General features: G+C 74.1%; 12 protein-coding genes. 5 read left to right on the forward strand and 7 right to left on the reverse strand.

Annotated features, from left to right (window positions below; all coding sequences use genetic code 11):
- Window positions 1-425: 425 nt before the first annotated feature.
- On the reverse strand, window positions 426-1,727 hold the full coding sequence (locus tag EAO71_RS26665) for a PucR family transcriptional regulator (RefSeq protein ID WP_147980367.1): 1,302 nt from the start codon (window positions 1,725-1,727) through the stop codon (window positions 426-428).
- Window positions 1,728-2,193: 466 nt separating this feature from the next.
- Here EAO71_RS26665 and EAO71_RS26670 point away from each other — a divergent pair, with 466 nt between their 5' ends.
- Entirely contained in the window at window positions 2,194-3,957 is a 1,764-nt protein-coding gene (locus EAO71_RS26670; protein WP_147980368.1) for a cation:proton antiporter, read from the forward strand.
- Between the two features lie 48 nt (window positions 3,958-4,005).
- Here EAO71_RS26670 and EAO71_RS26675 read toward each other — a convergent pair whose 3' ends face one another.
- Together EAO71_RS26675 and EAO71_RS26680 are read right to left on the reverse strand one after the other, a co-directional pair.
- The gene (locus tag EAO71_RS26675; protein WP_147980369.1) at window positions 4,006-4,647 is read right to left on the reverse strand and encodes a GAP family protein; all 642 of its coding nucleotides are present in this window, start codon (window positions 4,645-4,647) and stop codon (window positions 4,006-4,008) included.
- 265 nt (window positions 4,648-4,912) lie between these two features.
- Window positions 4,913-5,773: a YhjD/YihY/BrkB family envelope integrity protein gene (locus EAO71_RS26680; RefSeq protein WP_261992371.1), complete on the reverse strand. Its 861-nt coding sequence runs from the start codon at window positions 5,771-5,773 to the stop codon at window positions 4,913-4,915.
- A gap of 533 nt (window positions 5,774-6,306) precedes the next feature.
- Between EAO71_RS26680 and EAO71_RS26685 the strand changes: the two genes are divergently transcribed.
- Both EAO71_RS26685 and EAO71_RS26690 read left to right on the forward strand, forming a co-directional pair.
- Window positions 6,307-6,735 carry a trypco2 family protein gene (locus EAO71_RS26685; protein ID WP_261992372.1) on the forward strand — a complete coding sequence of 143 codons (429 nt, stop codon included), beginning with the start codon at window positions 6,307-6,309 and terminating at the stop codon, window positions 6,733-6,735.
- Complete coding sequence (locus EAO71_RS26690; protein WP_187282841.1) at window positions 6,725-9,691, forward strand: trypsin-like peptidase domain-containing protein; 2,967 nt, start codon at window positions 6,725-6,727, stop codon at window positions 9,689-9,691. The genes EAO71_RS26685 and EAO71_RS26690 overlap by 11 nt, the downstream gene beginning before the upstream one ends.
- A gap of 106 nt (window positions 9,692-9,797) precedes the next feature.
- On the opposite strand, the gene EAO71_RS26695 is transcribed toward EAO71_RS26690, so the two are convergent.
- Window positions 9,798-11,003, reverse strand: coding sequence for an NAD(P)/FAD-dependent oxidoreductase (locus EAO71_RS26695; RefSeq protein WP_147980372.1), 1,206 nt, complete (start codon window positions 11,001-11,003; stop codon window positions 9,798-9,800).
- A gap of 310 nt (window positions 11,004-11,313) precedes the next feature.
- On the opposite strand from EAO71_RS26695, the gene EAO71_RS26700 reads away from it, so the two are divergent.
- Window positions 11,314-11,637, forward strand: a complete 324-nt coding sequence (locus EAO71_RS26700) for a hypothetical protein (RefSeq protein WP_147980373.1) — start codon at window positions 11,314-11,316, stop codon at window positions 11,635-11,637.
- Window positions 11,634-11,918, forward strand: a complete 285-nt coding sequence (locus EAO71_RS26705; RefSeq protein WP_147980374.1) for a hypothetical protein — start codon at window positions 11,634-11,636, stop codon at window positions 11,916-11,918. The genes EAO71_RS26700 and EAO71_RS26705 overlap by 4 nt, the downstream gene beginning before the upstream one ends.
- 72 nt (window positions 11,919-11,990) lie before the next feature.
- Here the strand turns inward: EAO71_RS26705 and EAO71_RS26710 are convergent, their stop codons facing one another.
- Genes EAO71_RS26710 through EAO71_RS26720 form a run of 3 tightly spaced genes read right to left on the reverse strand, consistent with a single transcriptional unit; the run spans window position 11,991 to window position 15,138 of the window.
- Window positions 11,991-12,395, reverse strand: coding sequence for an STAS domain-containing protein (locus tag EAO71_RS26710; RefSeq protein ID WP_147980375.1), 405 nt, complete (start codon window positions 12,393-12,395; stop codon window positions 11,991-11,993).
- Window positions 12,392-13,477, reverse strand: a complete 1,086-nt coding sequence (locus tag EAO71_RS26715; protein WP_261992373.1) for a cobalamin B12-binding domain-containing protein — start codon at window positions 13,475-13,477, stop codon at window positions 12,392-12,394. Before EAO71_RS26715 ends, EAO71_RS26710 begins: the two co-directional genes overlap by 4 nt.
- Window positions 13,474-15,138: a PP2C family protein-serine/threonine phosphatase gene (locus EAO71_RS26720; RefSeq protein ID WP_410094009.1), complete on the reverse strand. Its 1,665-nt coding sequence runs from the start codon at window positions 15,136-15,138 to the stop codon at window positions 13,474-13,476. Before EAO71_RS26720 ends, EAO71_RS26715 begins: the two co-directional genes overlap by 4 nt.
- Between the last annotated feature and the right edge of the window lie 223 nt (window positions 15,139-15,361).

Here is a 15,361-nt window from a genome sequence, read left to right on the forward strand (position 1 = left end):
GTGGGGATGTGAGCGGGTGGGGCATCGCGTTCTCTCCTGGCGGGCGGGGGCGCGGCTGCGTCGCCCCTGAACGACGCCCACCAGACCAGCCGCGTCCGGGCACCTCCATACGCGGGGCCGGGCCCGTTGCCCGCTCCCAGTCCCGGGCGGGTGCGGTTGTGCCGGCGCCCAGCGGGACCGGCCGGCCGCGACGGGAGCGGGGAGTGACGGGCGGGACCCGCCGGCCGGTCGGTGGCGCGGGTCCGGCCGGCTCCTGCGCGGTACCGATCCGGCCGACTGGCACGCGGGCCGGGGCGGATGGGCCGGTCGTGGTGTGGGTCCGGCCGACTGGCGCGCGGGCCGGGCCGGTCGGTGGCGCGGGTCTGCGCGGCACGGACCGGGTCGGGCTGGGTCGGGCTGGGCCGGGGCGACCGTCCGGCTTCGGGTCAGATCCGCTGACCGTCCGGCTCGGCTTCGGCGGTGCCCAGGGCCGCCGCCGGTCCGAGCAGTCGGTGGGCGTCCAACGCGAGGGTGAGGTGCACGAGATCGCGTGGCCGGGCCAGGGCGAGGCCCGTGATCTGCTCGAAGCGGCGCAGGCGGTTCAGGACGGTGTTGCGATGGCAGAACATGCGGCGCGCGGCCTGGGCGGTGGAGCCGCCGCTCTCGATCCAGACGTCGACGGTGTCGAGGAGCATCTCCCGGTCGACGGGGTCGAGGTCGTACAGCGGCCGGAGGACGCGCTGCGTGAGCGCGGCGGACAGGTCGGGCCGCGACACGAGGAGTCCTTCGGGCAACCTGCCGTCGAGCCGGGCGATCTCGCCGTCGCCCCGGCAGGTGCGCAGGGCGAGCCCGGCCATGTCACGTGCCCTGGCCAGGCCTTCCAGGCCGGGGACGACGGGGCTGACCCCGATGCGCAGGCCCGGGCCGGCCGCCAGACCGGTCACGAACACGTCCAGCGGACCGTCCGCGAGATGGGCGACGAGCACGGCGCGGTGTCCCCAGGCCTGGTACAGGACGCGGACTCCGGCGATCTCCGGGGCACCGGTGGGCAGGCGACCGTACGGCGGTGTCGCCTCGACGACCGCCACCGCGAAGCGTCCGTCGAGCGGCAGGTCGAGGACCTCGGCGGCGCTCCGGGTGAACGCGGGTTCTCCACGTGCCTCCAGCAGCGCGGCGAGGATCAGGCGGACGCGTTCGGCGTGCCGGCCCGCGACGCCTTCGACCGCCTGCCGGTAGGCGTCGGCGACCATGACGGCGTCGCGGTCGTTGCTCTTCCACACCATCTCGGCGACGTGCACGAGTCCGCGCGCTTCGCCGAGGCCGTCCCGCTCGACGACGCCGACGAGCCCGTTCCAGACGCCGGAGCCGGCGACGCGGAAGGCGTGCAGCACCTCGTCGAGGGGGCGGCCCTGTTCCGCGCGGCGGATGCCGAGTTCCCGGGTGTAGCGCTCGACGTCCACGATCCTGCTCGGGTCGAGGCCGGTCTCCAGCCCGTGGCGGATGCCGGTGCGGACCGTGGTGCGCACGTCGGAGGGTGCCAGCACCGGGTCGGCGTAGTAGGGGACTTCGGTGCGGATCCTCGCCACGACGCCGTCGGTGAAGTCCGTGCCGTAGGCGAGCAGGCTCCGGCACGCGCGATCGAAGAGGAGCAGGGCCGAGGGGTCCGTGGCGCTGTCGGCGGACGGGGCGCCGAAGTCCGCGGGGAAGCCCCGGGGGCGGATGCTGCCGGCGGCGGAACCGTTGTGCATGGACGCTCCAGGTGGACGGCGGGCAGGTGCGCCGCGCACGGTGCCGTCGTGGCGGCGCCGGTCGTGGCGCGTGCTTCCAGCGGGTCGATCACGGGCGCGGACGTGGGGCCGCACCGCTCCCGGGGTCGCCATGCTAAGCGGTCGGTCAGGCCGAGGCGAGGGCTCGGCCGAATCGTGATGTCCCGGCCAGGGCCCCGGACGGGGACCGGATCCGTGGTGCCGCCGGTCGCCGGGGCGGGCTGGGATCGTGGTCCGACCGGGTGACGCGGCGGACCGAAACACGCTCCGCCGCGCGTGCCGGTCAGCGCGGCCGCGGGGACGGGTGCTTTCGTCTGTCCGGGTGGCCGAGGCGTGCCCGGACGGCGTCCCGACCGGGACGTCGGCGGCCCTCCTCGCACATCCCCTGAGCGTTCGCGCTCCCCCGGGACCCCGGCAAGATCGGCAAGACACCCCTAAGGGCCTTCCTTTGACGACGAACCAGGTATTCATCGGCGTCGGCCTCACCGTGCTCCTCGCCGTCGGATCGCAGCTCCTGGCCGGCGTCCTGCGCGTTCCCGCGCTTCTCGTCCTGCTGCCGGTCGGCTTCACCGCGGGTGCGTTCGTCGAGGACATCAACCCCGAGCAGCTGCTGGGACCCGCGTTCTCCCCGCTGGTCTCCCTGGCCGTCGCGGTGATCCTCTACGACGCCGGCCTGGGCCTGGACCTGGCGCGGCTCAAGGGGCACGACCGCCGTGTCGTCGTGCGGCTGATCTGGATCGGAGCCCTGGTCAGCTGGGTGGTCGCCACCCTGGTGGCCGCCCCGTTGCTCGGCATGTCCCAGCGTGCGGCCCTGATGATCGGCGCCATCCTCGTGGTCTCCGGTCCGACGGTCGTCGGGCCGCTGCTCGCCCTCGTACGGCCGAAGGACCGGCTCCAGCACGTCCTGGCCTGGGAAGGCTCCCTGATCGACCCGGTCGGCGGCATCCTGGGCGCGCTGGTCTTCCACATCGTCGTGGCCGGCACGGACCACGGCGTGGGCGAGGTGGTGGCGGGCTTCCTCGCCAGCGTCGGCGTCGGAGCGGCGGGCGCGGTCGTGGGTACGGCCCTGCTGTGGGCGTTGTTCCGGGTGCTGCGGCCCGGCGAGATCCTCGGCACCACCGCGCAGCTGGCCCTCGTGGTCGGTGTGGCAGCGTTCTGCGACGTGCTGCGCGACGACACGGGCCTCATCGCCGCCGTGGTCATGGGGATGGCGATGTCCAATCTGCCCGGCATGGACAGCGCGGTGCGGCGGCCGTTCTTCGAGACTCTGGTCAGCCTGATCCTCGGGCTGCTCTTCGTCTCGATCTCGGCGACCGTCACCCCGGATTCCCTGGAGCACGTGATCCTGCCCGCGCTCGGCCTCGCCGCGGCCCTGGTGCTGGTGGCGCGGCCTCTCGTGGCGGCCGTGTCGACCCTCGGGACCGACCTGACACGGGGCGAGCGGTGCTTCATCGGCTGGATGGCGCCGCGCGGCATCGTCGCCGCCGCCACCGCCTCGACCTTCTCGGCGGGGCTGGTGGCCGAGAACATCGAGGGAGCGTCCAAGATCCTGCCGGCGACGTTCGTGGTCATCGTCGCGACCGTGACGTTGTACGGGCTGACGGCGGCGCCGGTGGCCCGGCTGCTGAGCGTCGTCCGCGCCTCCCGCTCCCGTCCGCTGCTGGTGGGCGGCGACGCGTGGGTCGTCGAACTCGGCACGGCGCTGGGATCGGCGGGTCTGGAGGTGCTGATGTGGGCCGGCGACGAGGAACAGCGGGAGCGCATCGTCCGGGCCGGGATCGACCTCGCGCCCGGCGAGCTGATGGCCGCGGCCACCGAGGGCGCGGCGCTGGAGGGCATCACGGCGGTGTACTTCCTGACGGCGGAGGACGACTTCAACGCGCTCGCCGCCGAGGTGGTGCGCGGCAGCGTCCGGGGGCCGGTGCACCGGCTCGCCGCACCGCCGGAGAGCCACGGCGTCGTGGCGCCGTTCGTCGGCGGCGACGTGCTGTTCGGCGCGGAACTGACGTGGCAGGCGCTCGACCGGCGGCACGCGCGGGGAGCGGCCGTCGTCGTACGGCCCGCGGACGACGCCTGGCCGTCCGGCAGCGAACTGCTGTTCCTCGTCCGTCCGGACGGGAGGCTCGTCCCGGCCCTGGAGGGCAGCCCTCCGCGGCGGGAACCCGGGGACTCCGCCGTTCTGATGGCCCCCGAGCGGAGCGTCCTGCCCTGACGCGCCGGAGGCGAGCGGCCGACGGCTCCACACGGAGACTCGGTGACGTCAGGCGAGTTGGTAGATGCTCTTGCCCGCCAGCCAGAACCCGAGCGCGAGGGACAGGATGACGACGGCCTGGTCCTGGTGGCCCGTGATCCAGGTGAGCAGTGACTGGAGCCTGGCCTCGGCGCGGGCGGGCCGGAAGGTCGCGTACAGCTCCATCGCCAGGAGGCTGGCGGTGGCCAGGACGCAGTACAGCACCAGGACCAGCCAGGTGGCCGTGTGGGAGAGGTTCGCGCCCATGACGGTCGCCGCGCCCGCCGCGACCAGGCCCCACGGCTGGAGGAGCACCGCCATGCCGGCGGCCGACCAGACCGAGATGTGGCGCAGTTTCCCCAGCCAGGCGGGTTCCTCGCGAGGCCGCGGGCCCTTGCGACGCTTGTGGATCCCGTAGGCGATCAGCCCGAGGCCGACGGCGAGCTTGACCGCGAGCGAGGCGGTCGAGGACGAGCTGCCCACGGAGGGCGGGGACCCGTCGGTGAACAGCAGGACTCCGGCGATCACCAGGACCAGGCAGGCGAGCCAGCCGAGGATGAAGGCGAGTCCCTTGATGATGCCCCGRTGCGCCGTGAGGAGCAGGATGAAGCCCATGATCGGGAAGGGCTCCAGGGTGATCGCCAGACCGATCAGGATCAGGTCGAGTGTCATGGGCGGGCGCTCTCGTCCCACGCCGCCCGGTCGCGCCGGGCCACCGGCCTCACGGCGGCCTTCGGGCGCTGCGGGACGCCGGTCCTGCGCTGGCGCATCGGGGCCCACCTCCGTGATCGCGGTGCCTGTCCGGAGCTCGTCCGGTCCGCTGGACGCGATCGGGGACGCGCCCTCCGAACCCAGCCAGCCACGGAACCGCGGGCGGCGCGAAATCTGAGCCTCCGTTGGGGCGAGCGGTGGGGGCCTGACGGGCGGACGCCGTTCGTCACGGCCGCCCGTCGTCGTCGCAGGGGTGGCTCCTGCCGTCGCCGGCCGCGTTGTCGGCCTCGTCCGCGGACGCCTTGCGGCCCACGGCTTCCGCACCCTCCTCGCCGCCGGGCGTGGTGAGGGACCCCAGCGGCTTGGCGAGATGCGTCTCCTGCGCCACGACCGCGCCCACGGTGATGCCGAGGGCGACCGCCGCACAGAGCACGATCAGCCAGGACAGGATCGTGAAGACCGGCCCCAGACCCCCGTACTCGGCCAGCGTCCGGTTGAGCGCCGTCGGCATGTAGAACTGTGCGCCGATCACCAGGACGGTCACCGCGCCGGCCGTCAGCACGGCGCCCGGCAGCAGCGGCAGCCAGCGGACGAGGCCGCCCAGCAGCAGGTGCTGACTCCACCACCACAGTGCGGTCTGGCTCACCAGGGTGACCGGGACGCCCAGCCACAGTCCGAGACCGAAACCGTCGTGCAGGGGGGCCTGGACCACGAGGACGACGAGCCAGACCACGATCCACACCAGCCAACGCCAGGGCGCGACCTTCATCCCGCCCTTGGGGACCTGCCAGGCGCGTCGGCACAACCGCTGCATCGCCCGGCTCACCGCGGTGGCCGAGACGATGACCATCAGCGCCCCCACGACGCCGGTGACGTCCTGGAGGGACTGCGAGTGGGACTGGTACAGCTTCTCCAACTGGGCGTTCGCGGCACCCGTGAGGCCGAAGACGGTCCGGACGGAGGTGACCAGCTGGTGCTGCACGCCGTCGGGCGCGACGGAGGCGAAGAGGAAGAGCAACGGGATCGCGGTCAGGAAGCACTGTGCGGCCAGCCGGGTGGCGGCGTCCAGGATGTTGACCGCCAGCATCCGTTCACTGAGATGGGTGACCGCCGGAAACCGGGTCTCGGCCGTGTTCCGCAGCCGCAGGGCGTCGGCCTGCGCCTTCTCGTACCTCGCCCGCCACCACGACGGTCGCAGGGCACCGCCACGCCCCGACGGCCCCGTCCGCGCCCCGCGGTCCGCGTCCGCGGGACGGCGCGGAGGCCCGTCGCCCCCCATCAGGCACGGGACGCGCCGCTCACGGGCAGCGGTGTGGCGGTCGGTGTCATCGGTGTCGGTCCCGAGGTCGGCATGGGCGCACGCTCCTTCCCTGCGTCCAGGGTGCGGGACGGGACTCCGTGGGGCACGTCGGCACTCGGGCGAACCACGAGCGGTGTCGGCGTGGCCGGGTACGCGCGCCGGGTAGGCGCCGGAGCGGCCGCGGGTACGTGACGGAGCAGCCTGGCGGGTACGTACCGGAGCGGCTCCGGAGTGACCCACCGCGTCCGCGGCGCCGCGCGGCTCGGCAGGGGGTGGGCGCCCGGAACCGACACATCCCCGCACGCCCGGACGTCCGCTCCATGACCGCCGTCGGGCGACCGGGCACTCCTGCCGACCTGACGGGCGATGATATGAATTGCCGTACAAGGCAGTTGCTCAGTCAGGACGGCCAAGACACGCAGGTGGGGGACCCGTACGTGGACGACGCAGTCGAGCTTGCCGACATGATCGCGCAGTTGCGCCACGAGCTGAGCCGCGCGATGGCGGATGGGGAGGGCGCGGACCTGCGCTTCAGGGCCGAGAAGGTGGAGCTCGAACTCACCGTCGGCGTGGAGCGCTCGCGCGAGCCGGGTGTGAAGGTGCGGTTCTGGGTGCTCGACGCGAGCGCCGCGGCCAAGCGGTCCGCGACCGCCACCCAGCGACTCACCCTGACCCTGCAGCCGGTGGCCGCGGACGCGCCGGACCGGACGCCGCTGATCTCCGATGACGAGATGCTCGGTGAGATCTGACCCCACGCCGCCGGCCGGCGGAATCGACCCGCACCGGATCGCGGAGATCATCGTCACCGCCCCGAACGGCCGGGGGCGCCGCGGATCGGGCTACCGGGTGACCGGCTCCGCGGTCCTCACCGCTCATCACGTGGTGGCCGGCGCGGCGGCGGTACGGGTCCGCTTCGACGCCGACCGGCCCGGCCAGTGGAGCACGGACGCGGCCGTGACCTGGTCCGACGCCGGATTCGACCTCGCCGTGCTGGTCATCGAACCCGGCCCGGACGTCGTCCCCGTCGCCCCCGCGGTCTTCGGCCGCGTCGGGGACGAGCGGCACGCGGTCGTCGAGGTGCACACCGCCGGCTTCCCGCTGTGGAAACGGCGGAGCGGCCCCGACGGCAGGCAGTTCCGCGAACTGCACCAGGCCGACGGCACCGTTGCCGCGCTGTCCAACCTGCGCACCGGCACGCTGGAGATCACCGTCCCCGTGGCGGCGGCGGACCCCGACCCGGCCGTCTCGCCCTGGTCCGGGATGTCCGGAGCCGCCGTCTGGGTCGGGCCGCACATCGTCGGCGTCGTCGCGGAGCACCACCGTGGCGAGGGACTGGGCCGGCTCACGGCCGTCCGCATCGACCACGCCCTGCGCGGGATCGGCGAGCGGAGCCGGTCGGCACTGGCGGAACTGCTGCCCGTCGCAGGCCCGGAGGCGCTGCCCGACGTGACGGCGCTCCCCGGGCCCCGTCCGTCCGGTCCCGTCGGCTCCCGGGTCATCGGACTGCCCGTCGCTCACGGGCTCGAGCTGTTCAAGGACCGTACCGAGGCGCGCGAGGCGATCGGCCGCCACCTTCGTGATCCCGCCGTCCGCATGGTGACGATCACCGGACGGCGCGGCATGGGCAAGAGCGCCGTGGCCGCCAAGGTGATGGACATGCTGGCGCACGGCGAGTGGCCCGGCGACGCGCCGGCGGCCGCACCGGTGGGCCTGGTCAACCTCAGTACCCGCACGTCGGGCATCTCCCTGGAGCGCGTCTTCCTCGACTGCGCACGGGTCCTCGGCCCCGAGAGCGAGAACCGCCTGCTGCGGGTCTGGGCGACGGACCGCGACGTCCGCGACAAGCTCGGAGAGCTGTTCGACGCGATGGAGGGGCTCGTCGTCATCCTCATGGACAACCTGGAGGACCGGCTGCACGACGACGGCCGGCTCGACGAGGAGGACGAGCTCCACGTCTTCCTCGACTGCCTCTTCCGGGCCCGCGAGACGCCTCGCCTCCTGGCCACCTCCCAGATTCCCGTCCGGCTCGCGCCCGAACTGCGGCGCTTCGCCGCCGAGGTCGAGCTGTCCGACGGCCTGCCGCCGGCGGAGTCCGTCGCGCTGCTGCGCGAACTCGACCAGGACGGCGGCCTCGGCATCGCCCAGCTCTCGGACGCAGAGCTGCTGGACGCCTCCGTCCACGTCCACGGAGTGCCGCGCGCCCTGGAACTCCTCGTGGGGGCCGTCGCCGACGACATGGTGGCGCTGCCGACGCTCCAGGACGTCCTCGAGGACTTCGCCCTGCGCGGCGACGTGGTCGCGGGGCTCGCCCAGGACCGGTACGCACGCCTCGGGGCCGACGGCCGCCTCGTCCTCGGGATTCTCGCGGCACTGCGCACCCCGGTGCCCCGCGAGGCGATCGAGTGGATCGCGGCGGGTGTGGCTCCGGACCTCGACGTGCTCGGGACCCTGGCCGAACTCCTGCGGATCCGCATGGTGTCGGTGAACCGGGCCACCCGTACCTACGCCCTGCACCCGATGGACGCCGACCTGGCGTACGCGGCCATGCGACCGGACGGACCGCGGGGCGTGAGGGCGGTGGAGCGGCGCGCCGCCGACTGGTACGCGCACCGGGCGGCACCGCGGGCGCGGTGGCGGCACCTGGACGACGTGGAGCCGCAGCGAAGGGAGTTCGCGCACCGGGTGCGTGCCGGGGATCCGGACGCGGCGGCGCACGTGCTGGGCTCCATCAGCGAGTGGATGGTGTGGCACGGTTCGGTGCTGGCCGCCATCTCCATGCATCTGACCCTGGAGGGACAATTGACCGACGACCGCGCACGTCTCGCCCATCTGATCAGCTTCGGGCACGCCCGGCTCAGCGGCGGTCCCATGCAGGACGCGGTCACCCTGTTCACGGAGGCCGCGGAGCTCGCCGAACAGCTGGGAGACCGGCGCGCGTTGCAGAACGTCATGTTCGGGCTCGGGGACGCGCACCGCCAGCTGGGGAGGCTGTCCGGTTCCCTGACTCCGCTGTCACGGGCCGCGACGCTGGCACGGGACAACGGCGACGCGGAGGGCGAGGAACACGCCATCCTCAGTCTCAGCCTCGCGCACAGCTACGTGGGCGACGGCGCCGAGGCACTCGCCGGGGCGGAGCTGCTGGCGGAGCTCGCGCGGACGACCGGCAACCCGCTCACCGAGGCCCGCGCGTGGAACGCGCGCTCCATCGCCCTTCTGGTGCTGGAGCGCTGGGACGAAGTGATCACCGCGGGCGGCGAAGCGGCCCGGGCGTATCGCAGGGCCGACAGCATGGAGGCCATCACCTACGCGCTGAACGCCCAGGGCATCGCGATGATCGCCTCGGGCCGCGCGCGTGAGGCACGGGCCACGCTGGCCGAGGCCCTCGACGAGGCGTCCCGCATGGAGAACCCGCGAGCGGAGGGCGTCTGCCTCCACAGCCTCGCCTGGGCCCACTGGGCCGCGGGCGGCCACTCGGACGCCGCCGAGGCCGCCGAGCGTGCGGCGGTGTCGTTCCAGCTCGCCGGTGCCGCCGAGGCCGCCGCGGCGCAGGCGCTGGCCGAAGCCGCCCGGGCCCGCGCGGACGACCGGCCCCGCGAAGCGGCCGAGGCGCTGTCCCGAGCCGCCGCGGGCATCGGCGACAACGTGGAGATGGTGCGCCCGGCGTGGCTCGTCGAGGAGGCGGAGCGGCTGCGCGCCGAGGGCTGACGACGCCTCGCCGCAGCACCGTCCGGCCCGGCGCCCGGGCACGGTTGCCCGGGCGGGGGCCCTGCGCCCAGGACGCCGTCGTGGGCCGACGGTCCGGCGGGCGGGTTCACGCCGGCTGACCGGCGGCCGCCGGTGCCTCGGCGCGCGTCGCCCGCAGTGCCTCCTGGCGGCCCGGGCCTCCCGAGACGCGGTGCAGGCGGTACGTGCCGGGCTTGTGCGCCTCGTCGGCCAGGTGCTTGACGATGCCCTTGCAGATGAACTCCTTGAGCTTCGCGCCGGGGCGGCCGTCGACGTGGAACCAGACCGCGACGTCGTGGCGGCGGGCGAACTGGAAGATGCCCGCGCCGCGCCCCAGGCTGATGCACTGTCCGGCGAACACCTGGTTGAGGTCCGCGGGCAGGTGCCCGTCGATCCGGCTGAGTACGGTGTCCGCGGCCCGCGCGCCCAGCGGCATGGCCGCCTGGCAGCTCATGCGCAGCGGCAGGCCGGACGGCGCCGCCGAGTCCCCGGCGGCCACGATGCGCACGTCGTCCACGCTCGTCAGCGTCTCGTCCGTGAGCAGACGGCCCAGGTCGTCCGTGCTCAGCCCGCTGGTCGCGGCCAGGTCCGGTACGCCGAAGCCGGCGGTCCACACGGTCACCGCGCTCGGCAGCTCGACACCGTCGCCGAGACGCACGGCGTCGCGCGTCACCGCCGTCACCCGGGCGTCGGGGCCCTCGAGGACGGTCACCCCGAGCCGGGCCAGCCGCCCGGCCACCGAACGCCGCCCCCGGGCGTGCAGGTACGGACCGAGCACCTCGCCGCACACCAGGGTCACGGAGCGGCCCGCCTCGGCCAGTTCGGCGGCGGTCTCGATGCCCGTCGGGCCGGCTCCGACGACCGTCACGGCCGCCGAACCGGGCGTGGCGTCGAGGGTGCGGCGCAGCCGCTGCGCGTCCTCCAGGCTCGCGATCGGGTGGGCGAACTCGGCCGCTCCCGGCACGCGCGGGTCGGCGCTGCCGCTGCCCACCGCGTAGACCAGGTAGTCGTATCCGACGGTGCCGCCGGTCCCCAGGGTGAGGCTGCGTGCGGGCGCGTCGATCCGGGTCACGCTGTCGACGAGGAGGGAGACGCCGTCGGCGAGGACGTCCTCGTAGTCGACGACGGCGTCGTGGGTGCCGCCCGCCAGCTGGTGCAGCCGGATCCGCTCGACGAACCGCGGACGCGGATTGACCAGCGTCACGGCCACGCCGTCGCGCTGTGTCAGGCGGTTGGCCGCCATGACACCCGCGTAACCGCCGCCGATCACGACCACTTCGATGTTCCCAGCCATGATGTCGTCTCCTTCGCTTCGAACGCTTCGCCCACAAGACGCAGCCCGCGCGACTTCTGTGACATCCCCGCCGGGAAGTTTTTCGCGCGGCTTCCGCACGGCGTCCCCGTCGCCCGTCCGAGCGGCTGCGCACAGGTCCCCCGTCGCCCGCCACCGGGTGCGCGAGGCCCTCCCGCCGACCTGCCCGTCCGACGGGTCCACGGCCCTTCCACGGGCGGGGCGGACGGCGCGCGGGTCCCCTCGTCCCGGCTCTCCCCCGGCGGGCCCGGAAGCCGTACCGTGGAGGTGTACGAGTCGAGGAGGGCCGCACATGAGCACGCTTCCGCACGAGTCGCCGACGCCCGGTTACGCGAGTCCGTACCGGATCGAGTCGGACGAGGGCCCGCAGACCCTGGCCGAGCTGCGTGCCGCCCTGGCCGTCATCGATCCGGCCGAGCTCGTCGCGTTCAACGCCAGGCTGGACGCCGCCCGGTTCGGCAGGGATCAGGCGGTGGTCATCACCCAGGCCCGCCACCTGGTGGCGCTGCGGACGCGTCCCGAGGTGCGGCAGGCCGTGCAGGCGTCCCTCGGAGCCGAGGACGACCTCATGAGCGCGGACGACCTGTGGGCCGAACTCGACAAGGGCGCTGCGTGACCTGGACGGTCCAGGTGCCGCGGCGCCTCTACCCCGAGTTCGCGCACCTCTCCCCCGACGGTCGCCGTGCCGTGCACGACGCCCTCGCCGCTCTCGCCGAGGACCCGCGGAGCCCCGCGTCCAGTGCCGAGCCCGTCCAGGCCATCGAGCTCCGCCGCCTCACCACCAGACCGACCACGGACACCGGCGTCACCATCACGCTGCTCTACCGCGTGCACCCGCCCCTGGGCCGCGCCAAGACCGGACGCGTGGAGATCGTCTTCATCATCGTCGGTCCCTGAGCGGGCCGGAGAGCCACGCGAGACCGGTGCGACCGCCGCGACCTGGCTCGGTGCAGGGCGGCGCGCCGGGGTTCATACGGAGCTGCCCGTCCCGCTGACCTCGCCGTCGTCCCGGGCCTCGGACGATCCGGGCCCGGTCTCCGCCGGGCCGGTGAGGTGGTCGAGGACGTTGGTGACCTGGAGCATGCGTTCCAGCACGTCCGGCCGGTTGTCCAGGTGCAGGACGGCGCCGCGGGCGGCGGCGCGGCGGTGGATCAGCAGCAGGGCGGCCAGGCCCGGCGCGTCGATGTGGGTCAGGGCACCGAAGTCGAGGCGTACCTCGTCGAGGGGTTCCGCATCGTCCGCGAGGATCCCGGCGACCGCGGCGACGAGGTCGTCGCCGGTGTCGTAGTCGAGTTCGCCGCGCACCCGCACACGCAGCGAAGGGGGCTCGTGCACGACCGCGAGGGCGAACTCCGCGGGTGGGTGCCMGGTCATGAGCGGGGCCCGGGGACCGGGTGGTCGGGACGCCGCTCCAGGACGTCCCGGCCCTGCCGGATGGCGTGCTTCGCGCGGGGGAAGTCCCGCAGCTGACCGGTGAGGATGTCCAGGGCGAGGTCGAGGGACCGGGTGGGGACGTGCCGGGCGTGGAGGATGTCGGCGGTCCAGGTGAGGAACGTGGTGAACAGGTCGGCGTCGTCGACGTACAGGGCGGCGGCCAGGAAGTTGACGATGTGTGCGATGTCCTCCGCGGTGCGCTCGCGCTGGAGGTCGCTGTACGCGCGCAGGGCGGGGAACCGCTCCTCCATGCCGGCCAGGGTCTGTCCGACCAGACGGTGCCGGGACTGGACGACCATCGTGTACTCCTGGTCGGCCAGGTGCGGCAGGTCGTCCACCGCGTGACGGCTGGCCGAGGCGTCCGGCCGGGGCATGCCCTCGGCGAGGACCGCCAGCGCGCCCTGGGCGTCGGCCGCCCACCGGTCGGCGCGCAGCATCCGGGCGTACCGGCCGTCCGGGCCGAAGGCGCGGCCGCCGGTCAGGACGGGGACGCCCACGGCCTGGCAGGCGGTGACGGCTCCGTGCGCGGTCGGCAGGTGGGTCGGGATCGATCCGGACAGCAGCACGGCGTCGGGGTTGGTCCGGTGGAGGTGGGCGACGAGGTGCGGGGTCGGGGTCTGGGCGCCCAGGAAGTCGACCTGCCAGCCGTGCAGGGCGAGGACTTCCGCGACGAGCCTGGCGGGAAAGGCGTGCCACTCTCCGTCGACGCACCCGACCGTGACCCGGCCCCGCGACGCCCGGCCGGGGGCCCTCTCGCGGCGGTGGGCGAGGGAGGCGATGATCCGTTCGTTGATGGCGGTGGCGGCGTGCTCCTGCGCCACCGTGATCCGGTCGGCCGCCCATTCGAGGCCGACTCGCTCCTGGACGGGTGCGAGCACCTCCAGCAGCAGCGTCTCCTCCCGTACGCCGGTGTCGAGCGCCTCGTGGACCATCGCGGACGCCGTGTGTTCGTCGCCGTCGGCGACCGCCTGCCAGAGCAGCTCCGCGACCGTGGCCGTGGCGACGGCCGTCGGATGTGTCACCGGTTCCTCCTGCGGTCCCGGCCGTACCCGTCGACGACGGTCAGCACGGGTGCCTTCGGGGCGCTGATGGCCACGAGGGCCATGTCGTCGTGGCGGCCGTCGCCGAGCCAGTGGGCGGCCACCATCTGCAGCCGTTCCACGACGGCCTCCACGGGCATGCCCGCGCACTCGGCCAGGGCCCGCCGCAGCCGGTGCTCGCCCAGGAACTCGTCCCCGAGCGGGCCGCCCCGGGCCTCGACGATGCCGTCGGTGTAGAGCAGGCAGGTCTCCCCCGGCGCGAGCACGGTCTCCACCGTGCGCGCCTCGACGGCGGGCAGGGCGCCGACGAGGGTGCCGCGCGTGGTGACCTCCTCCACCGTTCCGTCGATGCGGACGACGAGCGGCGGCAGGTGTCCGGCGCTGGTGAGGCGCAGGTGGGCCCGGCCGGCGCGGCGGCGCACGGAGGCCATGACGAGCGTGGCGAAGCGGGTGTGGTGCGAGGAGAGCAACGCGCCGTTGAGGAGGCTCAGGACCCGCTCGTGGTCGTCGGCCAGCGGCAGCAGGGCGTGCAGGGTGTTGCGGATCTTGCCGGTGAGGACCGCCGCTTCCAGGCCCTTGCCGGCGACGTCGCCCAGGACCACCAGCGTCTCCTGGGAGGCGTCGGCGCCGGGGTGGACGTCGTAGAAGTCCCCGCCGACCCTCTCGTGGTCCCTCGCCGCCCGGTAGCCGCCGGCGTACTCGACGCCGTGGACGTGCCGGAGCTCCGGCGGCAGCAGTTCGCGCATCAGGGTGGAGGTGATGGCGGCCTGTTCGGTGTAGAGGCGGGCTGCGGACAGGGCCGCACCGGCGCGGGCCGCGAACAGGCGGGCGAAGACCTCCTCGCCGTCGGTGAAGGCCCGCTTGGTGCCGGAGCGCAGCAGGATGAGCGCGCCGGCGGGTACGCCGTGGCCGGGGAGCGGCGTGACGATGACGGACCCGATCGGTGAGGTGAACCCCTCGGGCGCCACCCAGTCGGGCAGGTCGGCGGGGTCCATCCAGCGTGCCGGCACGGGCGGGAAGCCCTGGAGCGCCTCGGCCAGTCCGGGCACCGCGGCGATGTCGACCTGTCGTACGGACTGCGTGACGGGCGCGCCCTGGTGGGCGAAGGTCAGGGGGTGGCGCCGTCCCTGCGGCGGAGCGACGAGCACGGCCGCCTCGGCGAGGTGTTCCGCGGCCATGGAGGTGATGACCTCCATGCAGCGCTGCACGTTCAGCGTGGACATCAGGGAGTTGGACACCTCGSCGAGGATCCCCGATCGTGCCTGGGCATCGCTCAGGGCCGTCTCGGCGAGCCGCCGGTCGGTCTGGTCGACCAGCCACCACACCACGTCGCCGCCGTCGCCGAGCGTCGGGTACGCCTCGAGGAGACGTTCTCCGATCCGCCCCGTCAGCGGGCCGGCCGAGGCGGCGGGCAGCCCGTCACCGATCCGCTCGTGGGCCTCGGACAGCCACGGCGGGACCCGTTCGTGCAGCCAGTCGCCGGTCGCGGCGTCGGGAAGGAGCTGTCGGGCGGCCTCGTTGAGCCGTACGAGGCCGCCGTGCCGGTCGACGACCAGCACGGGACAGGGCGCCTCGATCCACGTCGCGCCGAGGTGCAGGTCGGCGTCGTGCGGACGGGCGGTGGGACGGCGGGGAGCTGACACAGACGGAGGCACGCTCGATGCGCACCTCACCACCTTCCTGCGATGGAAAACAGAGGCGCCCACCGTCTCGCACCCACCCCGCCGGTCGCAACCCGCCCCGAAAACGGGCACGTAAACCTCACAACTCGGTTGAGTTCGAATGGCCCGATTCGAACAGAGCCGCGCCTCGCGGTCGGGTGAACCGCGGCGGCCCTCCCTCGCGGCGAGAGCTCCGGGCGGCGGA

The organism is Streptomyces sp. MS191, assembly GCF_008042125.1.
GTDB lineage: Bacteria > Actinomycetota > Actinomycetes > Streptomycetales > Streptomycetaceae > Streptomyces.